We start from the raw sequence: 25,047 nt of genomic DNA on the forward strand, positions 1-25,047 counted from the left end.
TAAAATGAAGTTTCTATTTGACTTGTTTCCAGTTATCCTGTTTTTCGGCTCGTTTTCATGGGCGAAGAAAAATCTGGCGGCTGCCCAGGCAGTCGCCGACCGTTATTTGTCTGCTTTTGTGGCAGGACCACAGATTCCGGAATCGTCGGTGCCGATTCTGATCGCAACCGCGCTGGCGATTGTGGCCAGTGCCTTGCAGATCATCTACCTGTTGTTGAGAAGAAAGAAAATCGAGGCGACCTTGTGGGTGTCGCTTGTCGTGATCACGATTTTCGGTGGCGCTACCATTTATTTCGGCAGTGAGGAATTCATCAAGTGGAAGCCGACGGTTCTGTACTGGCTGTTCGGTGGCGCGTTGTTGCTGGCACAGCTGATATTCAGGAAAAATCTGATCCGTGCCATGATGGAAAAGAAAATCCAGTTGCCTGATGCCATATGGAAAAAACTGAATATGGCGTGGGTCCTCTTCTTTGTATTTATGGGGATTCTCAATCTTTATGTCGCGTTCTGGGGGGGGTTCGAAACATCGACATGGGTCAGTTTCAAGCTGTTCGGCGGGATGGGACTTATGCTGGTGTTTGTTATCGGACAAAGCGTTTATTTGTCGCGGCACCTGAAAAATACCTGACAAAATCGCATGTCACATGAAAAAAGCGTGAAGAAAATTTCACGCTTTTTTATTTTCCTTCGAAATCGGGAAGGGATCGGTTGATGAAGGCATGGTATCCCTTACTGTAATCGGTCGTGTCGAAACAGTCGAAACACTCGTCATATTCCTGGGGCGTGACAGGGGAAGGATCGGCCAGTCGGCGGATGAAGCGTTTATGCCAGCGTGTGGCCAGCGGGGCACCTGATGCGATATCGGAAACGGATTGGCGGACGGCATCGGCCAGTTTTTCATCCGGCAGGACACGTGTGACCAGATGGCGTTCAAGGGCTTCACGGGCATTGAAAATCCGTCCTTCCAGCAATATTTCCATGATGACATCCGGACTGGTCAGCCTCAGCAGCGGTTTCAGTTCGGGGTAGGCCATGACCAGCCCCAGATTCTTGATCGGAGCGCCGAAACGTGAAGATTCGCAGCAAAGGCGGATATCGCAGACGGCAGCAAGTTCAAGACCGGCACCGACACAGAGACCGCGTATTTCCGCGATGACGGGAACAGGGCAGTTTTCGAATGCTTCCAGCGTCCGGTGCATTAGTTCACCATATTCACGTGCCTGTGCCTTGTTTGCCCGGCAGACAGAAAATTCATGGATGTCGCAGCCCGGGGAAAAGGCTTTAGGTGATGTACTGCGCAGGACGATGCAGCGCAAGGAAGTGTCGGCGGACGATGTCGTGATGGCCTGATACAGGCGCATCCACATATGACGGGTGATGGCGTTGAGTTTATCTGGACGGTTCAGGACGATGGCGGCGGTATGTCCGTCGCGTTCCAGATACACCGGTTCGTTCCTGTCGTCCAGCGGAAACGAACCGGCGGAAAGTGCAGACGATATGTCCATGCTGCGTATATCAGCCCGTATTACGCATACCGGCCGAAATACCGTTGATGGTCAGGTGGATGCCGCGGGTCGCACGGGCATCGAGGTTTTCCGGATTGTTGCCCGGATTACGGTGCCGTTTGATCAGTTCCACCTGCAAGTGGTTCAACGGGTCGATATAGGCCAGACGGTCTTTCAGCGCTCTGGCCAGCGTCGGGTTGTTGACCAGCCGTTCTTTTTCATGGGTGATGATCTCGAAGCTTTCCAGTGTACGCTGGTGTTCGGCACAAATTTGCGAGAACACAGTGTCGCGCAGATTACGGTCTGTTACCAGTTCTGAATAGCGGTAGGCAATTGCCAGATCGGCCTTTGCAAGCACCATATCCATATTGGAAAGCATGGATTCGAAGAACGGCCATTCCTTGTACATGGATTGCAACAGGGCGATTTTCCTGTTTCTGACTTGCGGATCGTTTTCATCAAGCCATTCGATGATAGCCGATCCGAAACCGTACCAGCCCGGCAGCAGAACGCGGCATTGTCCCCACGAGAAGCTCCATGGAATGGCTCTCAAATCTTCGATACGGCGTGACGATTTGCGCGATGCCGGGCGTGAACCGATGTTCAGTTCCGCGATTTCGGCAATCGGGGTGGACTGGAAAAAGTAATCGGTGAATCCAGGCGTTTCATAGACCAGATGACGATAGGCTTTGTAGGCCAGTGCGGAAATTTCTTCCAGCGCCGTTTCAAAGTCATGCATCTTGTCGGCGTATTTCTTGTTCGGGTCTTCCGGCATGAGGCTGGCTTCAAGAGTGGAAGCGACCAGCAATTCAAGATTACGGCTGCCGATTTCGGCATGCGAAAACTTGGACGCGATCATTTCACCCTGTTCGGTCAGACGGATTTGTCCGTTGACGGTGCCGTGTGGCTGCGCCAGGATCGCTTCATAGGTCGGACCGCCCCCACGTCCGACGGTACCGCCACGTCCATGGAACAGACGCAGTTTGACGCCCATTTCGTTGAACAGTGCGACAAGCTGTTTTTCTGCCTTGTAGAGTTCCCAGTTGGAAGTCGTGTAGCCACCATCCTTGTTCGAGTCGGAATAACCGAGCATGACTTCCTGAAGATCGCCCTGTTTGTGGATCAGCTTGCGGACGAATGGAATGCTCATGGCCTGTTTCATGATGGTGGAGGCCAGTCTCAAGTCGGGAATCGTTTCGAAAAGCGGGATGGCCATCAGATCCAGTTCTGCATCGTCCCACTGGTGGTTGATGCCGCCCGTGCCGTTGCGTTTCGGATGCAGCAGGCCGGATTCCTTTTGCAGAAGGTACACTTCCAGCAGATCGGATACCGTTTCGGTATGCGAGATGATGTAATTGGTGATGGCACGTTTTCCGTATTGTTCACGGATATAACGGGCGGTCCGCATGATTCTGAGTTCGGATGTGGTTTCTTCCGAATATTGCGCAAAAGGAGAATACAGCAGACGCGGTTTGCTCAGTTCGCTGATCAGCAGTTCGACCTTCTTTGCTTCGGAAAGTCCGGCGTAATTCGGTTCAACCTGTGCGGCGGCGAAAATTTCCGTCAGGACACGTTCATGCACATCGGAGCTTTGCCGCATGTCCAGGGTCGCCAGATGGAAGCCGAAAATATCGACGGCGGATTTCAGAAGGCCAAGCCTTGGGCGGACGATCAGTTCGCCGGCATTCTGGTTGAGCGAATCGATCATGACCTGCAAATCGGCGCTGAATTCTTCCGGTGAGGCATAGGGTTCACCAACACCGACTTCGCTGCGCGAGAGGCTTGTCATCCCGTAATCACGTGCGGTGGCAGCCAGTCGTGAATAGATGGAAATCAGGACACGGCGATACGGTTCATCGACACGGTGCATGGAGGTATCGGCCGATGCATCGGCCATTTTCTGCAGTTCGGGGCTGACATGATTGAGCAGCGATGACATGGACAGCTCTGCCCCCAGATTGTGGATTTCTTCCAGATAGAATTCCATAATCAGATGTGATTGCCGTTCCAGTGCATGCAGCATGGTATCAGCATTGACATTGGGATTGCCGTCACGGTCGCCGCCGATCCAGCTGCCCATTTGCAGATATTTGCTTTCGGAACCGGGTGAGGGGATACCGTCGGCATTTTCAGGATATCTTTCTTCGATTTCTTCCTGGATGGTTCGGTAGAGTTCAGGCAGCTCCCGCAAAAAGGTGATCCGGTAATAGGAAAGCGCATTGTTGATTTCATCGGCGACAGACAGGCGGGTATAACGCAACAGCCTGGTTTGCCAGAGTGCTGCAATGCGAGCATACAGCATTTCGGTATTGTGCTTGCGTTCCTTTGGTGTCATATCGGCATCGTGTTCAGCAAGCAAACGTGCGATTTCACGTTCGCTGTCCAAGGTGCTTTTGCGCTGTACTTCGGTAGGATGTGCCGTCAGCACCGGTGAAATGAAAGTTTCGCGAAGCAGTTTCTTGATGTCGGATCCGGAGACGCCAGCCTTGTCGAGCATGTCCAGTGCATAAGTCAGGCTGCCTTTTTCAGGTGCTTCACCTGCGATTCTGGCAGCTCTGTATGCAAGATTGGCATGCTTGTCGACTGCGATGTTCGCAAGATGGGAAAAGTAGGAAAAGGCTCTGACGACTGAAATAGCATGGTTGCGGCTCAAGTTTTTGAGCAGGTTGTTCAGGGTATCGGCTGAATACAGATTGGGATTGCGCCGGAAACTGACAGCCGTGCGCCGGATTTTTTCAACCAGATTGAAAATTTCTTCGCCTTCTTTTTCCCGGATGACATCGCCGAGCATGCGTCCCAGCATGCGGATATCTTCTTTTTCCGGTGCTTCCTGTAAGGATTGATGCAGATCTGCCATAGTGATAATAAGGTCAGGTAAAACAAAAATTCCGGCCACTGTCAATGGCCGGTTTCATGATTTCCAAAAGGTTTGATTGTCGTCAAATTTCCTGAAAAGCGGGAATGCAGACTTTTCGGACGGAACCCGGAGCCGGTACCGTCGCATCCTCATGACTTGTTCAGACGGGCATATGAACGGACTCGTTCATTTCCATCATGCATTACAGCATGTGACAGTCTGTCGCATGCACATGCATTTGCACAAATAAAGGAGTATACCTTTTTTTTGTGCTAATCCTAAATTTTGCAGGGGATTTTCCTGAAAAAATGATGGTATGACAGCGTAATGTACCGGTTTGGCAAATCATTGCGCCGATATTCGTGACAAGACAACGGTCAGCTTGAAAGGCATGCTGGCATGCATGTGACATGGCGGACGGACCGGAATCCTGTGTGATGATGCCGACAGTCCGTCGGACCATATATCAGGAGGCGGCACGCAATATTCTGAGCCGTTTTTGTGCATCGGTATTTCCTTGCGCAGCAGCCTTGCGGAACCAGCCGATGGCTTTTGCCTTGTCTGCCGGGACGCCCCTGCCGTTTTCATACATGATGCCCAGATTGTATTGCGCCTTGTGATAACCTTTTTCCGCCGCACGCGTGAACCATTCGACAGCCGCAGTTTCGTTTTTGGCTACACCATTGCCAGACTGGTACAAAACGCCCATTTTGTTTTCGGCTTTCAGATAGCCCTGTTTGGCGGCTTTGCCGAACCAGAAAGCGGATTGCTCGTTGTTCTTCGCGACACCAAGACCTCTGGCATACATGACGCCAAGACCGTATTGTGCTTCCGGAAGCTGGTGCATGGCGGCACGGCGGATCCATTTGATGGCTTCATCGAAATCCTGGCGAGTGCCCTTCCCCTGGGCATACATGACCCCCAGATTGTATTCTGCATCTGGAAAATGCTGGACCGCCGCTTTACCGTACCACTGGAAAGCTTCCAGATCGTTTTGTTCGACACCGTTTCCCTCATAGTAAAGCACGCCCAGATAATTTTGCGCGCGAGCGAATCCGCGGTTGGCCGATTGCGTGATGAGGGATATGCCGCGCTGGATATCCTTGCCGACACCGATACCGTTGAAGTAGATCAATCCCAGAACATATTCGGAACGATGATCTTTCTGGCTGACGCCTTCTTTTAACAGGGAAATAGCCTGTTCGTATTGCCGGTTTCCGAGAAGACGAATGGCATCGGCGAAATCATCGGCGAGCGCATGTCCTGGAAAACAGGTAATACCGGCGAGAAACAAAACCGGCAAAAAAAGCCGGGAGAACGAAAGCGAGCGATTTTTCAGGTATTGTCTGACCGTTTGGGTATCCATCGGAACCTCTTTTCGTGTCGTACAGTGCAACAGGATTACTTTAATATAAAAATAACGATTTTTTCACGTATTTTTTACGGTCCGGCTTATGCGGAATGTGTCGGGATGGTATGGGCGTGGCAAGAAAAACACGCTCAGGCGTTCCTTGCGGAAAATGGAAATGTGGTGTCGGTGGCTGTATTGATAGGGGCACGAAGGATGTTTTTATCGTATAGAGGTTTGCAGACATCAAAAAGGGCAGCGAATGCTGCCCTTTTGCAATGTTGGTCAATGGCGATCAGTCTGCCAGCAGTTGACGCAATACGTATGGCAGGATACCGCCGTGGCGGAAGTAATCAACTTCGATCGGGGTATCGATACGCAACAGCAATGGAACTTCGGTAGTGGTGCCGTCGGTACGGTGGATGACCAGTGTAGCGTCCTGCAAAGGCTGGATGTCGTCCAGTCCCAGCAAGTCGAAGGTTTCGTCGCCGCGCAATCCCAGCGAAGCGGCACTGTCATTGCCTGTGAACTGGAGTGGCAGAACTGCCATGCCGACCAGATTGGAACGGTGAATCCGCTCGAACGAACGGGCGATGACAGCCTTGACGCCCAGAAGTTGGGTGCCTTTCGCCGCCCAGTCTCGCGAAGAACCGGTACCGTATTCTTCACCACCGATGACGATGGTCGGTACGTTTTCTTTCTGATAACGCATGGCGGCATCGAAGATTGACATTTCCGCTCCGTCCGGCTGATACAGCGTGTAACCGCCTTCCCGCCGACTGCCGTCAGGTGCTGCTGGCAGCATCAGGTTCTTGATGCGGACATTACCGAAAGTGCCACGCATCATGACTTCATGGTTGCCACGGCGGGAACCGAAAGAGTTGAAGTCGGCCTTGGCGATACCGTGTTCGCGCAGCCACTGGCCTGCCGGGCTTTTTTCCTGAATGGAACCTGCAGGCGAAATGTGGTCGGTCGTGATGGAGTCACCGAAAAGCGCCAGTGCGCGCGCCCCGGTGATATGAGCCGAAGCCGGACCTGCTTCCATGGTGAAACCGTTGAAGAAGGGCGGTTCAGCGATATAGGTCGATTGTGGCCAGTCGTAAACGTCGCCCGTGGCGAAACCGGAAATCTGTTGCCAGAGTTCGCCGGGAGCGGACTTGATAGCGCTGTAATTTTTGCGGAAAGTCGGAGCGTCCAGCGCCAGCGGTACCAGTTCTGCCACTTCATGTGAAGTCGGCCAGATGTCTGACAGATAAATGTCTTTGCCATCCTTGCCTTTGCCGAGCGGTTCGGTCGTCAAATCACGATTGACATTTCCGGCGATAGCGTAGGCTACGACCAGGGGAGGCGATGCCAGGAAATTCGCGCGGATATTGGGGTGGATACGTGCCTCGAAATTGCGGTTGCCCGAGAGGACAGCGGCCGCGACTACATCGTTTTCGATGATGGCTTCGTTCATGGCAGGCGTCAGGTCGCCTGCGTTGCCGATACAGGTCGTGCAGCCATAGGCGGCGACGGTGAAGCCGAGTTTTTCCAGATAAGGCAGCAATCCCGCTTTTTCCAGATAGCCAGTGACGATACGCGATCCAGGAGCAAGCGAGGTCTTGATGCGCGGAGAAACTTCCAGACCGGCTTCGACAGCCTTTTTCGCCAGAAGACCCGCAGCCAGCAATACGGCGGGATTGCTGGTGTTGGTACAGGAGGTAATGGCGGCGATCAGGATATCGCCATTGCGCAGTTCTTCGCCATCGCGTGTCCGGTAGGTATTGGCCAGTTCGTCCGCCTTTTTGTTGAAACCGCCATCGGAAACCGGCAGGCCGAACAGTTCGGTGAAGCGTTTTTTCAGGTTGCCCAGTTCGATTCTGTCCTGCGGCCGTCTCGGACCGGCGACCGAGGCGGTGACGCTGCCCAGATCCAGTTCGACGACACGGGTGTAGTCGATCTGGCCGGCTTTCGGAATGCCAAACATCCCTTGTGCCTTGAAATAGGATTCCAGTGCCGAGACTTCTTCATCGGTACGTCCCGTATTGCGGAAATAACGGATCGTGGCATCGTCGACAGGGAAGAAGCCGACGGTGGCGCCGTATTCAGGGGCCATATTGGCGATGGTGGCACGATCGGTTGCGGACAGCGATGCAGCGCCTTCGCCAAAAAATTCGACGAATTTACCGACGACTTTTTCCTTGCGCAGTCGTTCGGTGATCGTCAGAACCAGATCGGTTGCCGTACAGCCTTCGCGGAGTTTGCCGCTCAGATGCATGCCGATGACGTCAGGCGTCAGGAAGTAAACTGGTTGCCCCAGCATGCCGGCTTCTGCCTCGATACCCCCGACACCCCAGCCGACGACACCGACACCGTTGATCATGGTGGTATGAGAGTCAGTTCCGACGAGGGTATCCGGATAGTAAACGTTGCCGGTTCCCGCTTCGTCTCGTTTGTGGACGCCGGGTGCCAGATATTCCATGTTGACCTGGTGGACGATGCCGAAGCCTGGAGGTACGACACCGAACGTATCGAATGCTTGCATGCCCCACTTCATGAACTGGTAACGTTCACGATTGCGGCTGAATTCCAGTTTCATGTTGAGATCAAGTGCATCGTTACGGCGGAAATAGTCGATCTGTACGGAGTGATCCACAACCAGATCGACCGGAACGAGCGGTTCGATTTTTTTCGGATTCTTGCCGGTACGTACCGCGACGTTCCGCATGGCAGCCAGATCGACCAGCAACGGAATACCGGTGAAATCCTGAAGGATCACGCGTGCGACGACAAACGGGATTTCATGGGTGCGCTCTTCACCCGGTTTCCAGTTCGCCAGCTGGCGGACATGTTCTTCAGTGATTTTCTTGCCGTCGCAGTTGCGCAATACGGATTCAAGAACGATACGGATGGAAACAGGCAGGCGTGACAGGTCGATGCCCAGGGTTTTTCCCAGTTCGGGGATAGAGTAAAAGTAGCCTTGCTTATCTTTCGAGACCGGGAATGTCTTGAGGGTATTCTGGAAAACGTGGGACATGAAAACTCCAAAACGAATGGCCCTGACAGGGCCATTCGTTATTCATACAGAAAAAAGGTTACAAACGATGGATCAGTTGGGTTTTGCAGCTGCCAGCGCTTTGCGCTGTTCAGTATTGCGACATTCATTGGCCAGCTGACTTCCCTTTTTGATATCCAGCAACATGCTTTTTGCCGGAATGTTGATCCAGACCAGACCGGTCTGCTTGTCTTCGTAACGGTCGGCTCCGGTTGTTGTCGCTTTGCGAAGCATGCGATGCATCTTGTTGCGCCATTGCAGGTTGATGAAGCTCGGGTCATCGGACTTCTTGTAAACGGTAAACTTGTTGCCCAGTTCACAGCTGTACTGTGAACTGGTCAGTCCCGCTACACTGATGGCTTCCGAATCCTGGGTTGTCGTTGCAGCCTGTCTTGCAGGTTTCTTGGCGGTTTTGCTGACAGGCTCAGCCTGTGCAACACCGTAAGTCAGCGGAAGCGTGAAACCTGCAACAACGAAAAAGGCAGCCAGAAATTTTTGCATAATTGTAGCCTCGTTCAAAGAGTGGATATGCGGAATTCCGCATACCACTATAATAATAGGCATGCGGCTAATATCGCAAGCGCTGGCATGGTATTTTCCTGATTTTTTTCCGTTTCGGGATAAATAAATCAAAAAGCGGGGAATTTGACGGAAGATGCGGCAGTTACGGCCGTTGCCAAGGGATTCAGTCCCACAAAAACCTTCCGGATTGGCTCCGGAAGGTTGAGGAAAAAACGGTTTTCAGTATAACCCGGCGATCTGGCCGCGTGTCTGGACAAGCGCAAGCAGGATGTCGATGGTCGGCGTGGGGGTGCCGGTCAAACGTCCCAGTTCCTGTACGGCAGTAACCAGTGCGTCGATTTCCATGGAACGGTTCCGTTCGAGATCCTGAAGCATTGACATCTTGTGGCCGACCGCCTTGCCAGCGACGTTGAGCCGTCGTTCGATCATTTCTTCAGGAATGAAAATATTGAGTGCTTCCGTAACCGCCTTGGCTTCATAGATGGCTTTCTTGCAGACTTCGCGCAGTGCACCTGATGTGATCTGGTCCAGTGTCGCATGCGTCAAGGCACTGATCGGATTGAAACAGACATTACCCCATAGCTTGAGCCAGACATTCCAGCGGATTGCATTCCGGATCGGTGCGTCGAAGTTCGCTTGTTTCATGGCGTCAGAGAGTTTTTTGACGCGTTCCGATTCCGTGCCGTCTGGTTCGCCAAGGATGAAGCGGTTGAATTCATGGTGTTCAATGACACCTGGGGCGATGACTTCGCAGGCAGGATCGACCACGCAGCCGATGGCTCTTTCTGGGCCGATCAGGTTCCACTGGCGTGCCCCCGCGTCGACCGATTCCAGATGGCGGCCTTCGAACGGGCCTCCTTCCTTGTAAAAATACCACCATGGAATACCATTCATCGCGGTGACCATCGCGGTATCGGGGCCAAGCAGGGGAGCGAACTGGGCTGCCGATTCATGTGACTGGTGTGCTTTCAGGGCACAGATCACATAATCCTGTGGCCCGAAATCAGCCGGATTGTCGCTGGCCGGAATTTTCACGTTTTTTTCCTTGCCATCAATCAAAAGCGTCAGGCCGTTTTTCCGGATGGCTTCCAGATGGGAACCACGTGCGATGGCACAAACATCATTGCCAGCCAGAGCCAGTTCAACAGCCAAGTAGCCACCAATGGCACCTGCACCGAATATACAGATTTTCATATCGCCATCTCCTTGTATTTTCTGCAAAAAATAACGGAATAACCGTAACAGTTAACAGTATACACAGCAGATATTTATATAAAAAATACTTTTTAAGTTTATAATTCATACTTAATAAATATATATTGTACAGGTAAGTCATGGATATACGTCAGCTTCGGTATTTTTGTGCCATTGCGGAAGAAGGGCAGATCAGTCGTGCGGCACAGCGCTTGCATATTGCGCAGCCGCCGTTAAGTTACCAGCTGAAATTGCTGGAAGAAGAACTGGGCGTCAAACTGGTGGATCGCAATACGCGCAGTTTGTCATTGACACAGGCAGGACGTGTGTTTTATCAGCGTGCCGAACAGATTCTCGGCATGTTGCAGGCAGCGGCCAGTGAAGTGAAAGATGTCGAATATGGCGTCAATGGCATACTGGCGATCGGCAGTCCGCCCGCGATCGGCAATATGTATATTCCGGAGCGGATCGCGCGCTTTCATGAGGAATATCCGTATGTCCGTTTCCAGTGGCGTGAAGGCAATACATTCCGCGTTCTTGAATTGCTGGAATCCGATATGATCGAGTTCGGCATCGTTCGGTTGCCGGTACCGGCGGGTGCTTATGAACAATTGCCGTTGTTGACGGAATCCTGGCTGGCGGTCGCTCGTCAGGATGATGCGCGATGGCAGGGCAAAAATGCGCTGACGCTTGAAGAGCTGGGCGCTGTTCCGCTGATCCTGATGCACAGACAGGCAGGTATTTATTGCCATGATATGGTCGTCGACGAGATGAAAAACAAGGGAATATCGCCGGATATCGTTTGCGAGAGCGACAATATTTCAGCCATACTGGCGTTGGTTGACAAGGGAATCGGGATGGCGATTTTGCCGGAATCGACCTTGTCGGTCAGACCCGCTGAAGATTTTCACAGGATGGCGATTTCCGGATGCCAGCTTGAATCGTCTTCGGCGATTATCTGGAAGAAGGAAAAACGTCTGTCACGTGCCGCCAAACTTTTTCTGGAACTGTTTTGAACGGTACGGCAAATTGTGGGAGCGGCGTTAAAATAACCAACCTTTTTATCTTTTTCAGACCAGGATTTTGCCATGTTCAGCTACCGGCACGCTTTCCATGCCGGCAATCATGCCGATGTTTTGAAACACGTTGTACTGGTGCAGACACTGGTGCGTGCATGCCAGAAGGAAACGCCGGTTTTTTATATCGATACCCATGCGGGTGCAGGAGTGTATGCACTGGATGGGAAAGCGGCGATGAAAAACGCAGAATTCGCATCCGGTATCGGCAAACTGTGGCATGAAGCGCATTTGCCGGAGCCACTGGTACAGTATTTGTCGTATGTGCGTGCCCTGAACACAGACGGAAAGCTTGCAATATATCCGGGATCGCCGTTCATTGCCGATGCAATATTGCGCAGTCAGGACAGGTTGCGTCTTTTCGAGTTGCATCCGACCGAGATCGGGATGCTGGACAGAAATATGACTGAATTGGCACGTGACAGGCGGGAACGGGGATTGCCGCCAGTTCGCGGCAAGCGGACGATTGTCGAAAAAAAGGACGGATTCGCTGCACTCAAGGCACAGCTGCCGCCACCATCGAGACGTGCGGTCGTTCTGATCGATCCGCCCTATGAGGACAAGGCGGATTACAGGAAAGTGATCGAGGCCTTGCAGGACGCCATCAGACGTTTCCCGACGGGAACCTATCTTGTCTGGTATCCTGTGTTGCAAAGACCCGAGTCACGCAGGTTCGCCAGTCAGCTCAAACAGGCGGTTTCACGGGAATGGTTGCATGTCACGTTGCGCGTTGCCAGCCCTGTCCCGGATGGAACGGGTTTTGTCGCCAGTGGCCTGTTTATCGTCAATCCACCATGGAAACTGGCGGAATCGCTGAAAGAAGCGTTGCCGTTGCTGGTGCGATTGCTGCAAAAGGATGCAGGGGCAGGTTTTACACTGGAAGCCGGTGTTGCGGCACCGTCCCGCTGATTGCGGCAGACGGTGCACAACAGCATATGTCAGTCAGGCGAGTTCGCCAGCAGCAGAAAGACCGTCGGTTTTTTCTGGAAATCCGGCATTTGTCCTTTTTCGATCCGTTTTTTCCAGGCAGCCACGGGCAAGGTCTGAATGGATTCTGCAGACAGAGTCAGATCGGTGGCGACACACAATCGGGTATCCGGTTTGCAGGACGTGCAAAATGCCTTGAGCAAAGTGTCGTTTCGGTAAGGCGTTTCGATGAAAATCTGGGTTTGCCTGTCATGGCGCGAGCGTTCTTCCAGCGAACGGATACGTCGCTGACGCTGTTCGGTATCCGTCGGCAAATAGCCATTGAAAGCGAAACTCTGGCCGTTCAGTCCGCTGGCCATCAATGCCAGCAGCAGGGACGAAGGGCCGACCAGCGGTTTGACGGTAATGCCCTTTTCATGGGCAAGGCGTACAAGATCGGCACCCGGATCCGCGACAGCCGGGACGCCGGCTTCCGAGATCAGGCCGCCATCCTGTCCCGACAAGAGCGGTTCGAGCAATTCGGGAAGTCTTGACTTGTCTGTTCTGACGTTGAGTTCAGCCATCCGGATTTGCTGGAGCGGTTGCCCGAGATGATGCATTTTGTCGACCCGTTTCAGATGGGCACGTGCGGATTTCGCGTTTTCGACAATGAAATAATCCAGGGATGCGGTAATTCTTGCGACAGTTTCAGGCAAAATGCCGAAAAGGGCATGGCCGTCGGATTCTTCTCCCAATGTATTGGGAATCAGATACAGTGTGCCTTTTCGTGTCATGATTTTTTCGGGAAAAAGGTGACGCCGCAGCGTCGCAACATGGTGGTCAGCGCGATCAGGGGCAATCCGGTCAAGGCAGTCGGATCGTCGCTTTCGATTTTTTCCAGCAGCACGATACCCAAAGCTTCGTTTTTTGCGCTGCCGGCACAATCATAGGGTTCTTCTGTTTTCAGATACGCCTGAAGCTCGTCATCCGGCAGATTGCGGAACGTGACACAGGTATCAACCGTCGTTTTTTGCAGGGTATCGTCCGGACAGGCGTCACGTCCGTTCCATACACACAGTGCTGTATGGAAAACCACCTTTTTGCCGCGCATTTTTTTCAGTTGGGCGAATGCGTTTTCGAACGTGCCGGGTTTTCCGATGGCTTCCCCTTCGCATTCCGCGACCTGGTCGGAACCGATGACGACGGCATCCGGAAACTGTTTGCCGATCGCCTTCGCTTTCAGGCATGCCAGACGCAGTGCGGTTTCCGCCGGTGATTCGGAAGGAAGCGGCGTTTCGTCTATGTCAGGGCTTGCGGTCGTGAAAGGCAAACCGAATCGGGTGAGCAATTCCTTGCGGTATTTTGAGGAGGAGGCGAGAACGAGATGCAATGGGAAATCGGATAACATGTTGGCACAAGAAGTGGCTAAAATGCAGATAGTGTACTAAAGCTTTGACGTATAAGAAATATTGTTGTTAAAATTATGAATTTTACGCTCTGGTCGAGCTATGGATTCTTTTCTGATCGATCCCTTTGCGTTTTGCAAAAACGGTGAACGTATTGGCGGGCATACGCCTGTTTCCGGTCTGGAAAGGCTGGCGGCAGTTTGCGCAAGCCAGGCAGGTGAACTGTCGTGGGAGGTGGCGGGTTTTCTGGATAACCGTCAGAAACCGCGATTGCTCATACATGTTTCAGGAAACATGCCGCTGGTATGCCAGCGGTGTCTGGAAGTTCTGGTTTGCAAACTGGATTCCGAAACCGTCGTGGCGGTTGCACGCACGGAAGAGGAAGCGGACGAGATGGAAGAATCGTTTGAGGACGGTGAGGCTGTCGAGGTGATCGTCACGGACGGAAAGGTGGATGTCAGGGATCTGGTCGAAGACGAGGCGCTTCTGGCGTTGCCGCTGTCGCCAAGACATGAGGTCTGCCCAGATACCTCGGCCGGCAAGTGGCAGGAAAAGCGCGAATCACCGTTTTCGGCGTTGAAAGCCCTCAAAACAAAAGGTTGACAACAAAAAAACAATAGGCATTCCATTTTGTGACAATATGACAGGATGGATGTGTTAGAATTTTTCGAAATTTTGATTCAGGAGTAATTATGGCAGTCCAACAAAACAAGAAATCGCCTTCGAAACGTGGTATGCATCGCTCTCACGATGCGCTGGAAGCGGTCCAGTTGTCAGTCGAACCGACATCCGGTGAAAAGCATCGTCGCCATCATATCAGCCCAAGCGGTTTTTATCGTGGCAAAAAAGTATTGAATACTAAAAACGATCAGTAAGCATCCGGAATGCTGATGAAATCAATGGCGCAATAGGTTATCTACCTGGCGCCTTTTTTATTGCTATTTTTGCGAGACTGGGTATTGCAGGGGGACGGAGAAAAAATCCGGTTTGAGCGTGCTTGAGAACGAAACAAAAACTGTAAGAATTTCAATTGATTGCATGGGCGGAGACCATGGATTGAGTGTCACGATTCCGGCATCTCTTTCCTTTCTTGGACAGGAACAGACCGCACATCTCATACTGGTTGGCCAGCAGGATCTGATAGAGGCAGAACTGAAAAAACACAAAGCCGAAAATCATCCGCGTATCACGATAAGACATGCTTCCGAACTCGTCCGGATGGACGACAAGATTGAAGTTGCGCTCCGCCGCAAAAAAGATTCATCCATGCGTGTGGCGATCGAGCTGGTCAAGACCGGCGAGGCGGATGTCTGTGTCTCGGCAGGCAATACCGGTGCGTTGATGGCTGTGTCCCGCTATGTGCTCAAGACCATGCCGGGCGTCGACAGGCCGGCGATCTGCGCCATTTTGCCAAACCAGAAAAACGGACCGACCTATGTGCTGGATCTGGGAGCCAATGTCGGTTGCGAAGCCGAACATTTGCATCAGTTCGCGCTGATGGGGTCGGCATTGTTTGCCAATATCGAAGGTGATCCCCATCCGAGAATCGGTCTGCTCAATGTGGGGACGGAATCGATCAAGGGGAACGAGGTCGTAAAAAAGGCTGGCGAGCTGCTCCACACGGAACACGACAATGGTACACTTAATTTTTGTGGCAACGTCGAGGGCAACGATATATTCGAAGGTACATGTGATGTGGTTGTCTGCGATGGGTTTACCGGCAATGTCACGCTGAAAGCCATTGAGGGACTCGGACGTTTCTTCCGCGATGTACTGGTTTCGGAGCTCAAAAGCAGTTTCGTCAGCATGCTGGGTGCGCTTCTTGCAGGCAGAGCGCTGAAATCAGTGCGGCAGCGTCTCAATCCGTCAAGATTCAATGGGGCATGCATGCTCGGGTTGCGCGGGCTGGTTTTCAAAAGTCATGGCGGAGCCGATGTCTATGCTTATGGATGTGCTATCCAGCGTGCGCATGACGCCGTCAAGCGTGGTGTTTTGCAAAAAATCTCCAATACCATGGCCGAGTTGCTACGGAATTCGCAGGATCATCAGGCAGCAGGAAAATTCAAAAAAGAAAACGGGATACAGGAACAAGAAACAGTATGACCATCTACGGAAAAATAATCGGTACTGGCAGCTACTTGCCCCCCAAACGTGTTACCAATGATGAACTGGCAGCCATGCTGGCTGAAAAAGGTGTCGAAACATCGGATGAATGGATAAGGACCCGCAGCGGGATTTTGTCGCGCCACTATGCCGATCAGGGAGTGGTATCCAGTGATCTGGGCGCGAAAGCAGCGGAAAAGGCCCTGGAAATGGCAGGGTGTCAGGCCAACGATATTGAAATGGTGATCGTGGCGACGTCCACTTCCGATTTTTTCGGCGGGTTTCCGAGTACGGCCTGTATGGTCCAGAAAAAACTGGGTATCACCAGCAACTGTGCCGCATTCGATGTACAGGCCGTGTGCAGCGGTTTCCTGTATGCCCTTTCGGTAGCGGACAGTTTCATCCGTGCCGGTACGTACAAAAAGGTGCTGGTCGTCGGCGCTGAAACCTATTCGCATATCATTGATTACAACGACAGGACGACGTGTGTGCTGTTCGGTGACGGTGCCGGAGCGGTCGTGCTGGCAGCGTCTGAAGAGCCGGGTATTCTGTCCACGGCATTGCATGCCGACGGACATTATGGGGATATCCTGAGTTTGCCGGGACATCTCAATAACGGTGCTATCGACGGCAAGGGATTCGTTTATATGGACGGCAAGGCCGTCTTCAAGCTGGCGGTGACCTGGCTGGACAAGGTCGGCATGGAAGCTCTGGAAAAAGCAGGACTGAAAAATACGGATGTGGACTGGATGGTACCGCACCAGGCCAATCTCCGGATCATGCAGAGCTCCGCCAAGAAACTGGACATTCCTTCAGAGAAGATTATCGTAACGGTCGACCAGCATGGCAATACATCGGCGGCATCCATTCCGCTGGCGATCGATACCGCAGTGCGTGACGGCCGTATCAAACCGGGACAGCATATCCTGCTCGCCGCTATCGGTGGCGGACTGACATGGGGTGCTGTGGTCATCAGAATGTAAGATTGTTTGACGATTGATAGAAGAGACGGAGCTATGCCTAAATTTGCTTTTGTTTTTCCGGGACAGGGGTCCCAGGCTGTGGGAATGCTGAACGGCTTTGCCGGTAATACAGTCGTACAGGAAACCGTTGCCGAAGCGTCCGATGCTCTCGGCTTCGATCTGGGCAAACTGATTGCCGAGGGTCCGAAGGAAGAACTGGATCTGACGACCAACACGCAACCGGTCATGCTGACGTCATCCGTTGCTTTTTACAGGGCATGGATCGCGGCCGGCGGTGCTGTTCCGGAAGTGATTGCGGGACACAGCCTCGGTGAATTTTCCGCATTGGTTGCAGCCGGCGTCATTCCGTTTGCGGATGCGGTCAAACTGGTCCGTTTCCGTGCACAGGCCATGCAGGAGGCTGTGCCTGTCGGTGTAGGCGGTATGGCAGCTATTATCGGTCTGGACAGCGATTCGTTGAAGACGGCATGTCAGGAAGCAGCCCAGGGTGAAGTGGTCGAACCGGCCAATTTCAATTCGCCGACGCAGATCGTGATTGCCGGACATAAAACCGCGCTGACCCGCGCATGTGCCGCTGCGAAGGCCAAGGGTGCGAAACGCGCACTGATGCTGCCGGTGTCGGCACCGTTTCATTCTTCCCTGCTGAAGCCTGCTTCGGATCGTCTGGCGGAATATATGGCCAACCTGACTTTCTCCGCTCCGAAGATTCCGCTGATCAACAATGTGGATGTCGCGATCATCGACGATCCGCAGGCCATCAAGGATGCGCTGGTCCGTCAGGCAGCCAGCCCGGTTCGCTGGGTGGAAACCATCGAAAAAATGGCATCCATGGGAATTACCCATATCGTCGAATGCGGTCCCGGAAAAGTGCTGGCAGGTCTGTGCAAACGGATCAACAGCTCGCTTACGGGTGAAGCTATCGTGGATCAGGCATCCCTCGACAAAGTGCTGGAGGCGCTCAAATGAGTGAAAATCTGAGTGGAAAAATCGCGCTGGTAACCGGTGCATCACGTGGTATCGGTCATGCCATTGCAATGGAACTGGCCGCACATGGCGCAACCGTGATCGGTACCGCGACATCCGAAGCCGGTGCTGCGCATATTACGGAAGATCTGGCGAAAGTCCGTCCGGATGCCGGAAAGGGTATCGTGCTGGATGTCCGCGATGCGGAGCGTTCCCGTCAGGTCGTCGATGAAATCCAGAAGGAATACGGCGCCATCCACATTCTGGTCAACAATGCCGGGATCACGCAGGATCAGCTGGCCATGCGCATGAAAGACGAGGAATGGGACAAAGTCATTGCAGTCAACCTCACAGCAGTTGCCCGTCTTTCCCGTGCCGTCTTGCGTGGCATGATGCGCGCGAAAGGTGGCCGGATCATCAATATCACATCGGTTGTCGGTTCGATCGGCAATGCGGGACAGATGAACTATGCGGCATCGAAAGCCGGCGTGGAAAGCATGAGCCGCGCACTGGCGCGTGAAGTGGGCAGCCGAGGCATTACCGTAAACTGTATCGCACCGGGTTTTATCGATACGGATATGACGAAGTCGCTGAGCGAGGAAGTCACAGGCAATCTGCTCAAACAGATTCCGCTGGCACGTTTCGGCAGTCCGGAAGATGTTGCGGCTGCAGTCGCCTTTCTGGCATCGCCGCAGGCATCATATATCACCGGAACGGTGTTGCATGTCAATGGCGGTATGTTCATGAACTGACCGTGCCGGTCGTTGGTTGACAGAATTTTTGACTATAATGTGCTTCACATAGCCGGAACTTAACCTGTGCAGTGAAATTTTTTGCGCAAACCTGTTAAAATGCGCGCACTTTCTGAAATTTGTGTTTTTTATTAACTGGAGCCAAGAAATGTCCGATATCGAACAACGTGTAAAAAAAATCGTTGCTGAGCAATTGGGAGTTGCTGAAGATGAAATCAAACTGGAATCGTCCTTTGTCGACGATCTGGGTGCAGATTCGCTTGATACTGTAGAACTCGTCATGGCACTCGAAGACGAATTCGAAATTGAAATTCCGGACGAACAGGCTGAAAAAATCACGACCGTCCAACAGGCCGTCGATTATGCCAAAGCCAATATGCAGTCCTGATAAAACATACTGAAACAGGGAGAACAGCTTGAGCCGTATGGGACAACGCCGGGTCGTTATTACCGGACTGGGATGTATTTCGCCTGTAGGCAACAATGTAGCTGATATGTGGAATGCAGTAACATCGGGTAAATCCGGTATTGGACCCATCACCCGATTCGATGCTTCCGCTTTCAGCACGACCTTTGCCGGCGAGGTGAAAAATTTCCAGCTGGAAGATTATATTCCAGGCAAAGAATCGCGCCACATGGATACGTTCATCCATTATGGGATGGCAGCGGGTATCCAGGCTATCGAGGATAGCGGGTTGGTCGTTACGGAAGAAAATGCAGACCGTATCGGCGTCAATATCGGATCGGGCATCGGTGGCTTGCCCATGATCGAAAGAACGCATGCTGAACTGGAAAAACGCGGTCCGCGCCGGATCAGCCCGTTCTTCGTACCATCCTCGATCATCAACATGATTTCCGGCTTCCTCTCGATCCGTTATGGATTCAAGGGGCCGAATCTTTCGATTGTTACGGCATGCTCGACGGGGTTGCACTCCATCGGGTTCGCAGCACGTATCATCGCTTACGGTGATGCGGATATCATGATCGCCGGTGGTGCCGAATCGACGGTATCGCCGCTGGGTATCGGTGGTTTCGCGTCCGCACGGGCGTTGTCATCCAGAAACGATGACCCGGCAACGGCATCCAGACCGTGGGATCGTGATCGTGACGGTTTTGTTCTCGGTGAGGGTGCCGGTGTTCTCGTTCTTGAAGAATATGAACATGCCAAGGCACGCGGCGCCAAAATCTATGCCGAAATCGTCGGTTTCGGTATGAGCGCCGATGCCAATCACATGACCGCTCCGCTGGAGGATGGAAGTGGTGCCAGCCGTTGCATGAATGCAGCGATCAATGATGCACAGATCAATCCTGATCAGGTCAATTACATCAATGCGCATGGCACTTCCACGCCGTTGGGAGACAAGGCCGAAACGGTAGCGGTCAAGCGTTCGCTGGGTGAACATGCCAAGAAGATCGTGATGAGTTCATCCAAGTCGATGGTCGGTCACCTGCTGGGTGGCGCCGGTGGACTGGAATCCGTCATTACGGCGCTGGCTGTTTACAATCAGGTCGCGCCTCCGACGATCAATATTTTCAATCAGGATCCGGAATGTGATCTGGACTATTGTGCCAATACGGCAAGAGATATGCGTATCGATTACGCATTGAAGAACTCTTTCGGTTTTGGCGGTACCAATGGTTCGCTGATATTCGGCAGGATTTAAGACTTCAGGGTTTTGGCAAAGCCACATTCACGTCAGGTGAATGTGGCTTTTGTTTTTCCGGTTATACACGATGTCCATTGCTGTTTCCGTACAGATAAAATCTTCACGATACCTTTCCATACTTATGGCGGCAATGGCTTTCATTTTTTTTCTGACGGCTGTACTGGTTTTGTTCGACAGGGCAGGTACTTTTGTTTCATATGGGAAAGCGGTGCTGGTTTGTGCATTCCTGTCGGCGGGTGCACTGCTGGTTATCGCACTGTTCAGAACGGGAAAAACGTTCACGCTTGATATTTACGGAAACGGACAAATCCGTTTGAAGCAAGATAAACGGTATGAGTTCGTGACTTCTGCGAAAAAAAATCCTGATTGTGAAAACGGTATCCTGAGATTGGCGGATCATTCGACGATCTGGCCATGGTTGCTGATTCTGTACCTCGAAACGGAATCCGGCGAGACGACCAGACTGATTGTTTTGTCCGATTCGGTACAGCCCGGGGCGTTCAGAAAACTCTACGTCGCATGCAGGTGGCTCGATGCTCATAAAAAAACAGGTTTTTCATGAACACTTTGCACTGATGTAACGTACGACGGTTACGGACAGTTGCATGAAATGAGGTATCCATCGTGGCGACTGAACGTGACATAGACAAACGGCTTGTCGAACGTGTCCTGCAAGGCGACAAAATGGCTTTCGATATGCTGGTGACAAAATATGAGCGGAGATTGTTCAGACTTGTCGTACGGCTCGTCAGCAATCAGAGCGAAGCGGAAGATGTGGTGCAGGAAACGTTTATCAAGGCCTACCGTGCATTGCCGCAGTTCAGGGGGGATTCCGCGTTTTATACCTGGCTGTACCGAATCGGAATCAATACCGCACGCAATTTTCTGGATGCCCGTGGAAAGCAGGTTCCGTTATCGGTCGATATGCGTGCTGAGGATTTTGCTTTTCATGAAGAAGGAGAGTACCTCAGGGATATCGAAACGCCTGAATCGCTGCTGGCCTCCAAACAGGTGGCGCAGACAGTCAGTATGGCGATGGATGAGTTGCCAGATGATTTGAGAACGGCATTGTCGCTCAGAGAAATAGAAGGCTTGAGTTACGATGAAATCGCCTCGGTCATGGCATGTCCGATCGGTACGGTCAGAAGCCGTATTTTCCGTGCGCGTGAATCTATCGCGACAAGGTTACGCCCATTACTGGGCACGCCTGAGCATATACGCTGGTAGTCGTCTCTTCTGTGATTGTGTCGGCAATTGTTTCCGATGGATATGAGAAAGACGGTATGCGGTCGGTGCAGATTGATTCCTTGCATGTAAAATACCGACAATATATCCGCTATGGTTATCCGTTTTGTTGTGGCCATAATCCGGGTGTGTTGTTACGCAGGCGTTTTTCTAAGGCTCGAGTCATGAAAGTACAAAATTTCCGTTTTTTTCGCAGGCTGATATGCCTTTTTGCAGGTGTTCTGGTATTGGCGATGCCGATGCAGACAGTTTGTGGCGCTTCGGCAGGGATGGTAAACGGTTTGCCGGATCTGACAGCGCTGGTTGAAAAAGTGGGACCTGCCGTTGTCAATATCAGGACGGTGGAAAAGATTCAGGCAAGGCGCAATCCTGTATATGAGATGGATGAAAATTTCCAGGAATACCTGTTCCGCTTTTTCGGCGTGCCTCGTCCTGACAGTCCGCAGGCACAGCAGCAACAAAGAGAACACATACGTCGCGGGATGGGGTCCGGATTCATCATCACGCCGGACGGATATGTCCTGACCAATCACCATGTCATCGACAATGCGGATGAAGTTTTCGTCAGACTGACGGATAACCGTGAATTCAAGGCCAAAGTCGTCGGTTCGGACAAACGGACAGATGTCGCCTTGCTGAAAATCGACGGCAAGGATTTGCCATGTCTGAAAACAGGAAAATCATCGGCCATTCGTGCCGGTGAATGGGTTCTGGCGATCGGCTCGCCGTTCGCACTTGAAAATACCGTGACGGCCGGCATCATTTCCGCCAAGGCAAGAGATACAGGGGACTATTTGCCGCTTATCCAGACGGATGTCGCGGTCAACCCAGGCAATTCCGGTGGCCCGCTCATCAATATGGCAGGCGAGGCGATCGGCATCAATTCGCAGATTTACAGCCGTTCCGGCGGATATATGGGAATTTCATTCGCGGTGCCGATCGACGAAGCGCTTCGTGTATCCGAACAGCTCAAGACACAAGGAAAAGTGACGAGAGGCCAGATCGGGGTACAGGTCGGTGAACTGAATGAGGAAACCGCCAAGGCACTGAATTTGCAGAACAGGCAGGGTGCGCTCGTCGTGCGCGTCGATGAAGGATCGCCCGCCGGGAAGGCAGGGCTCGAAGCCGGTGACATTATCCTGAAATTCAACGGTCAGACGATCGACAAGATCTCGGAATTGCCAAGACTGGTCGGTGAGACGACGCCTGGCAAGACGGTAGAACTGTCCGTATGGCGCAAAGGAAAAACCATGACGATGCCGGTAACGGTTTCCGCCATGGAATCCGATTCTTCCGTTACAAAACAAAAGGGCGGTGATAATCGCAATCCGGCACTTGCATCGCAGGTACTCGGCTTGTCTGTAGCTGATATGACGGCATCGCAGAAGAAAAGTTATGGTGTGAAACAGGGGGTTATGGTGACTGCGGCGGGCAATCCGGCAGCCGCCAGCGGTATCCGCCGCGGAGATATTATCTTGCGCGTCAATAATACGGATGTTGGCAGCCAGAGTGATTTTCAGCGACTGGTTTCGGGTCTTGACCGGAAAAAGGCAGTCGTTTTGCTGGTCCAGAGAAACAACATGATTTCTTATGTCACCGTCAAACCGGAAGGCAATCAATGATTCCCTTGCGGGACCACCGGTAAAGGTTGGGGCCGTTATTTTGCGTGGTATCCGTGCTAAAATGAAAAGCTAGTCTTTTTTTGGATTTCTATTTCAGATAGTGGAGTTTTGTCAAAATGGCAGTTGAACGTACCTTGTCAATCGTTAAGCCCGATGCAGTCGCCAAGAATGTGATCGGCAAGATTTATACCCGTTTTGAAGAAGCGGGACTGAAGATCGTTGCAGCACGCATGGTTCAGTTGTCCCGCCCGGAAGCTGAAGGTTTTTATGCTGTTCACAAAGAACGTCCTTTCTTCAATGATCTGGTCGAATTCATGATTTCCGGCCCTGTCATGGTACAGGTTCTGGAAGGCGAAAACGCCATCGCGAAAAATCGTGAACTGATGGGGGCAACAGATCCCAAGAAAGCGGAAAAGGGAACGATCCGTGCCGATTTCGCTGATTCGATCGATGCCAATGCAGTACACGGTTCGGATGCACCGGAAACCGCAGCCGTTGAAATCGCCTATTTCTTCCCGTCGATGCAGATTTGCGTCCGTTGATCTTGTCATCTCCTGTATTCGCCATAAAAAAGGCGGATGCAGGACATAGTGTCAGGTATATCCATGAATGAAGCGTGCACAAACTTGTTGGGTTTCAGCCCTGACCAGCTGATTGAATACTGCAAGACGCTGGACGAAAAACCCTTTCGTGCCAAACAGCTTCAGCGCTGGATTCACCAGTTCGGTGTGAGTGATTTTGCGCAGATGACCGATCTGGCGAAATCGCTTCGCGGCAAACTGGAAAAATGCGCCGAGATCAGGGCGCCGGTCGTTATTCGCGACCATACTTCAGCTGACGGTACACGGAAATGGTTGCTCGATGTAGGTCAGGGCAATGCCATCGAGACGGTTTATATTCCCGAGGACAACCGCGGAACATTGTGCGTTTCCACACAGGCGGGCTGTGCCGTCAACTGTCTGTTCTGTTCGACTGGCAAGCAGGGATTCAGCCGCAATCTGACGCCTGCGGAAATCATCGGCCAGCTCTGGATGGCCGAATTTGCATTGCGTCGGGCGAAAAACATGCCGGAAGGCAAGGGTGAACGTCAGATTTCCAATGTCGTGATGATGGGCATGGGGGAACCTCTTTTCAATTTCGATGCCAGTGTCAGTGCATTGAAACTGATGCTTGACGACAATGCCTATGGTTTGTCCAGACGCAGGGTGACGGTATCGACCAGCGGCGTCGTTCCCATGATCGACAGACTGGCAAGGGAGTGCCCCGTCGCACTCGCGGTTTCGCTGCATGCGCCCAATGACAAATTGCGCGATATGCTGGTGCCGCTCAACAGGAAGCATCCGCTATCGGAGCTGATGGCGGCCTGTCGCCGTTATCTGGAATATGCACCACGTGATTTCATTACATTTGAATATTGCATGCTTGATGGCATCAACGATACGGATGCGCATGCCAGGGAACTGGTGCAACTGGTTCAGACGGGTTCCGATCCGGTATCATGCAAGCTGAATCTGATCCCGTTCAATTCCATTCCGATGCCGGGACTGAAGCGTTCCAGCGACGAGCGTATTGCAGCTTTTGCGAAAATTCTTCAGGATGCAGGTATCGTGACGACGGTACGCAAGACGCGGGGAGAAGATATCGATGCTGCCTGCGGGTTGCTGGCAGGCGAGATCAAGGATCGGACCAGAGTGAAAGAAAGAATGGCTGAAAGCGGGATGATGCCCGTATCGATTGTTCAAAATTACCGTTTTCAGAGTAATTGCTGAAACGGCACCGGAAATATCGCTGTTGTCCGTCGGACAACGATATGGATTTTCTCACGATTGACGCAAGTGCTTTTTCTAGGATGGTGCTTTAA

The 25,047-nt window shown here is 52.3% G+C and carries 24 protein-coding genes; 16 read left to right on the forward strand and 8 right to left on the reverse strand.

Annotation, left to right across the window (positions count from 1 at the left end; translation table 11 throughout):
• Positions 1-4: 4 nt before the first annotated feature.
• Positions 5-628: a septation protein A gene (locus NAI64_RS06280; protein ID WP_269298848.1), complete on the forward strand. Its 624-nt coding sequence runs from the start codon at positions 5-7 to the stop codon at positions 626-628.
• Between the two features lie 49 nt (positions 629-677).
• Here NAI64_RS06280 and NAI64_RS06285 read toward each other — a convergent pair whose 3' ends face one another.
• The 6 genes from NAI64_RS06285 to NAI64_RS06310 form a co-directional block, all read right to left on the reverse strand.
• On the reverse strand, positions 678-1,505 hold the full coding sequence (locus NAI64_RS06285; protein ID WP_269298850.1) for an enoyl-CoA hydratase/isomerase family protein: 828 nt from the start codon (positions 1,503-1,505) through the stop codon (positions 678-680).
• 10 nt (positions 1,506-1,515) lie between these two features.
• Positions 1,516-4,362 (reverse strand): phosphoenolpyruvate carboxylase, encoded by a 2,847-nt coding sequence (gene ppc, locus NAI64_RS06290; RefSeq protein ID WP_269298851.1) that lies wholly within the window; start codon positions 4,360-4,362, stop codon positions 1,516-1,518.
• Between the two features lie 466 nt (positions 4,363-4,828).
• Complete coding sequence (locus tag NAI64_RS06295) at positions 4,829-5,728, reverse strand: tetratricopeptide repeat protein (RefSeq protein WP_269298853.1); 900 nt, start codon at positions 5,726-5,728, stop codon at positions 4,829-4,831.
• A 277-nt stretch (positions 5,729-6,005) separates the two neighbouring features.
• Positions 6,006-8,729 carry an aconitate hydratase AcnA gene (acnA, locus tag NAI64_RS06300; protein ID WP_269298855.1) on the reverse strand — a complete coding sequence of 908 codons (2,724 nt, stop codon included), beginning with the start codon at positions 8,727-8,729 and terminating at the stop codon, positions 6,006-6,008.
• 72 nt (positions 8,730-8,801) lie between these two features.
• Positions 8,802-9,248 carry a hypothetical protein gene (locus NAI64_RS06305; RefSeq protein WP_269298856.1) on the reverse strand — a complete coding sequence of 149 codons (447 nt, stop codon included), beginning with the start codon at positions 9,246-9,248 and terminating at the stop codon, positions 8,802-8,804.
• 240 nt (positions 9,249-9,488) lie between these two features.
• Complete coding sequence (locus NAI64_RS06310; RefSeq protein ID WP_269298857.1) at positions 9,489-10,463, reverse strand: 2-dehydropantoate 2-reductase; 975 nt, start codon at positions 10,461-10,463, stop codon at positions 9,489-9,491.
• 140 nt (positions 10,464-10,603) lie between these two features.
• Here NAI64_RS06310 and NAI64_RS06315 point away from each other — a divergent pair, with 140 nt between their 5' ends.
• On the forward strand, positions 10,604-11,479 hold the full coding sequence (locus NAI64_RS06315; RefSeq protein ID WP_269298859.1) for a LysR family transcriptional regulator: 876 nt from the start codon (positions 10,604-10,606) through the stop codon (positions 11,477-11,479).
• A gap of 72 nt (positions 11,480-11,551) precedes the next feature.
• On the forward strand, positions 11,552-12,448 hold the full coding sequence (locus NAI64_RS06320) for a 23S rRNA (adenine(2030)-N(6))-methyltransferase RlmJ (RefSeq protein WP_269298860.1): 897 nt from the start codon (positions 11,552-11,554) through the stop codon (positions 12,446-12,448).
• A 29-nt stretch (positions 12,449-12,477) separates the two neighbouring features.
• Here NAI64_RS06320 and NAI64_RS06325 read toward each other — a convergent pair whose 3' ends face one another.
• Both NAI64_RS06325 and NAI64_RS06330 read right to left on the reverse strand, forming a co-directional pair.
• The gene (locus NAI64_RS06325; RefSeq protein WP_269298862.1) at positions 12,478-13,239 is read right to left on the reverse strand and encodes an SAM-dependent methyltransferase; all 762 of its coding nucleotides are present in this window, start codon (positions 13,237-13,239) and stop codon (positions 12,478-12,480) included.
• The gene (locus NAI64_RS06330) at positions 13,236-13,853 is read right to left on the reverse strand and encodes a Maf family nucleotide pyrophosphatase (protein ID WP_269298864.1); all 618 of its coding nucleotides are present in this window, start codon (positions 13,851-13,853) and stop codon (positions 13,236-13,238) included. Before NAI64_RS06330 ends, NAI64_RS06325 begins: the two co-directional genes overlap by 4 nt.
• A gap of 100 nt (positions 13,854-13,953) precedes the next feature.
• On the opposite strand from NAI64_RS06330, the gene NAI64_RS06335 reads away from it, so the two are divergent.
• From NAI64_RS06335 to rlmN, 13 genes are all read left to right on the forward strand, one after another.
• A complete protein-coding gene (locus tag NAI64_RS06335) occupies positions 13,954-14,454 on the forward strand; it encodes a YceD family protein (RefSeq protein ID WP_269298866.1) in 501 nt (166 codons plus the stop codon).
• 89 nt (positions 14,455-14,543) lie between these two features.
• Entirely contained in the window at positions 14,544-14,726 is a 183-nt protein-coding gene (rpmF, locus tag NAI64_RS06340) for a 50S ribosomal protein L32 (RefSeq protein ID WP_269298869.1), read from the forward strand.
• 118 nt (positions 14,727-14,844) lie between these two features.
• On the forward strand, positions 14,845-15,954 hold the full coding sequence (gene plsX / locus NAI64_RS06345; protein WP_269298871.1) for a phosphate acyltransferase PlsX: 1,110 nt from the start codon (positions 14,845-14,847) through the stop codon (positions 15,952-15,954).
• Positions 15,951-16,937: a beta-ketoacyl-ACP synthase III gene (locus tag NAI64_RS06350; RefSeq protein WP_269298873.1), complete on the forward strand. Its 987-nt coding sequence runs from the start codon at positions 15,951-15,953 to the stop codon at positions 16,935-16,937. Before plsX ends, NAI64_RS06350 begins: the two co-directional genes overlap by 4 nt.
• A gap of 33 nt (positions 16,938-16,970) precedes the next feature.
• The gene (gene fabD, locus NAI64_RS06355) at positions 16,971-17,903 is read left to right on the forward strand and encodes an ACP S-malonyltransferase (protein ID WP_269298875.1); all 933 of its coding nucleotides are present in this window, start codon (positions 16,971-16,973) and stop codon (positions 17,901-17,903) included.
• The gene (gene fabG / locus NAI64_RS06360; protein ID WP_269298877.1) at positions 17,900-18,652 is read left to right on the forward strand and encodes a 3-oxoacyl-ACP reductase FabG; all 753 of its coding nucleotides are present in this window, start codon (positions 17,900-17,902) and stop codon (positions 18,650-18,652) included. The genes fabD and fabG overlap by 4 nt, the downstream gene beginning before the upstream one ends.
• A 148-nt stretch (positions 18,653-18,800) precedes the next feature.
• Positions 18,801-19,040, forward strand: coding sequence for an acyl carrier protein (gene acpP, locus NAI64_RS06365; protein ID WP_005875666.1), 240 nt, complete (start codon positions 18,801-18,803; stop codon positions 19,038-19,040).
• Positions 19,041-19,077: 37 nt separating this feature from the next.
• Complete coding sequence (fabF, locus tag NAI64_RS06370) at positions 19,078-20,316, forward strand: beta-ketoacyl-ACP synthase II (RefSeq protein WP_269298990.1); 1,239 nt, start codon at positions 19,078-19,080, stop codon at positions 20,314-20,316.
• Positions 20,317-20,386: 70 nt separating this feature from the next.
• Complete coding sequence (locus NAI64_RS06375) at positions 20,387-20,881, forward strand: protein YgfX (protein WP_331282611.1); 495 nt, start codon at positions 20,387-20,389, stop codon at positions 20,879-20,881.
• A gap of 122 nt (positions 20,882-21,003) precedes the next feature.
• Positions 21,004-21,546, forward strand: coding sequence for an RNA polymerase sigma factor RpoE (rpoE, locus tag NAI64_RS06380; RefSeq protein WP_407946917.1), 543 nt, complete (start codon positions 21,004-21,006; stop codon positions 21,544-21,546).
• A gap of 182 nt (positions 21,547-21,728) precedes the next feature.
• Entirely contained in the window at positions 21,729-23,186 is a 1,458-nt protein-coding gene (locus tag NAI64_RS06385; protein WP_269298882.1) for a DegQ family serine endoprotease, read from the forward strand.
• Between the two features lie 116 nt (positions 23,187-23,302).
• Positions 23,303-23,728, forward strand: a complete 426-nt coding sequence (gene ndk / locus NAI64_RS06390; RefSeq protein WP_269298884.1) for a nucleoside-diphosphate kinase — start codon at positions 23,303-23,305, stop codon at positions 23,726-23,728.
• 63 nt (positions 23,729-23,791) lie between these two features.
• Entirely contained in the window at positions 23,792-24,955 is a 1,164-nt protein-coding gene (rlmN, locus tag NAI64_RS06395) for a 23S rRNA (adenine(2503)-C(2))-methyltransferase RlmN (RefSeq protein ID WP_269298886.1), read from the forward strand.
• The last annotated feature ends 92 nt before the right edge of the window (positions 24,956-25,047 follow it).

The sequence above is a fragment of the Oxalobacter paeniformigenes genome (genome assembly GCF_027158465.1).
Taxonomy (GTDB): domain Bacteria; phylum Pseudomonadota; class Gammaproteobacteria; order Burkholderiales; family Burkholderiaceae_D; genus Oxalobacter; species Oxalobacter paeniformigenes.

Excerpts from the sequence above, each read along its gene's own strand:
- NAI64_RS06305 (WP_269298856.1), bottom strand. The coding sequence starts at position 9,248 with ATGCAAAAATTTCTGGCTGCCTTTTTCGTTGTTGCAGGTTTCACGCTT.
- rpmF (WP_269298869.1), top strand. The coding sequence starts at position 14,544 with ATGGCAGTCCAACAAAACAAGAAATCGCCTTCGAAACGTGGTATGCAT.
- NAI64_RS06330 (WP_269298864.1), bottom strand. The coding sequence starts at position 13,853 with ATGTTATCCGATTTCCCATTGCATCTCGTTCTCGCCTCCTCCTCAAAA.
- fabF (WP_269298990.1), top strand. The coding sequence starts at position 19,078 with ATGGGACAACGCCGGGTCGTTATTACCGGACTGGGATGTATTTCGCCT.
- NAI64_RS06350 (WP_269298873.1), top strand. The coding sequence starts at position 15,951 with ATGACCATCTACGGAAAAATAATCGGTACTGGCAGCTACTTGCCCCCC.
- NAI64_RS06285 (WP_269298850.1), bottom strand. The coding sequence starts at position 1,505 with ATGGACATATCGTCTGCACTTTCCGCCGGTTCGTTTCCGCTGGACGAC.
- NAI64_RS06385 (WP_269298882.1), top strand. The coding sequence starts at position 21,729 with ATGAAAGTACAAAATTTCCGTTTTTTTCGCAGGCTGATATGCCTTTTT.
- NAI64_RS06335 (WP_269298866.1), top strand. The coding sequence starts at position 13,954 with ATGGATTCTTTTCTGATCGATCCCTTTGCGTTTTGCAAAAACGGTGAA.
- rpoE (WP_407946917.1), top strand. The coding sequence starts at position 21,004 with ATGGCTTTCGATATGCTGGTGACAAAATATGAGCGGAGATTGTTCAGA.
- NAI64_RS06325 (WP_269298862.1), bottom strand. The coding sequence starts at position 13,239 with ATGACACGAAAAGGCACACTGTATCTGATTCCCAATACATTGGGAGAA.
- NAI64_RS06375 (WP_331282611.1), top strand. The coding sequence starts at position 20,387 with ATGTCCATTGCTGTTTCCGTACAGATAAAATCTTCACGATACCTTTCC.
- NAI64_RS06315 (WP_269298859.1), top strand. The coding sequence starts at position 10,604 with ATGGATATACGTCAGCTTCGGTATTTTTGTGCCATTGCGGAAGAAGGG.
- ndk (WP_269298884.1), top strand. The coding sequence starts at position 23,303 with ATGGCAGTTGAACGTACCTTGTCAATCGTTAAGCCCGATGCAGTCGCC.
- NAI64_RS06320 (WP_269298860.1), top strand. The coding sequence starts at position 11,552 with ATGTTCAGCTACCGGCACGCTTTCCATGCCGGCAATCATGCCGATGTT.
- rlmN (WP_269298886.1), top strand. The coding sequence starts at position 23,792 with ATGAATGAAGCGTGCACAAACTTGTTGGGTTTCAGCCCTGACCAGCTG.
- fabG (WP_269298877.1), top strand. The coding sequence starts at position 17,900 with ATGAGTGAAAATCTGAGTGGAAAAATCGCGCTGGTAACCGGTGCATCA.
- acpP (WP_005875666.1), top strand. The coding sequence starts at position 18,801 with ATGTCCGATATCGAACAACGTGTAAAAAAAATCGTTGCTGAGCAATTG.
- NAI64_RS06280 (WP_269298848.1), top strand. The coding sequence starts at position 5 with ATGAAGTTTCTATTTGACTTGTTTCCAGTTATCCTGTTTTTCGGCTCG.
- acnA (WP_269298855.1), bottom strand. The coding sequence starts at position 8,729 with ATGTCCCACGTTTTCCAGAATACCCTCAAGACATTCCCGGTCTCGAAA.
- fabD (WP_269298875.1), top strand. The coding sequence starts at position 16,971 with ATGCCTAAATTTGCTTTTGTTTTTCCGGGACAGGGGTCCCAGGCTGTG.
- ppc (WP_269298851.1), bottom strand. The coding sequence starts at position 4,362 with ATGGCAGATCTGCATCAATCCTTACAGGAAGCACCGGAAAAAGAAGAT.
- NAI64_RS06310 (WP_269298857.1), bottom strand. The coding sequence starts at position 10,463 with ATGAAAATCTGTATATTCGGTGCAGGTGCCATTGGTGGCTACTTGGCT.
- NAI64_RS06295 (WP_269298853.1), bottom strand. The coding sequence starts at position 5,728 with ATGGATACCCAAACGGTCAGACAATACCTGAAAAATCGCTCGCTTTCG.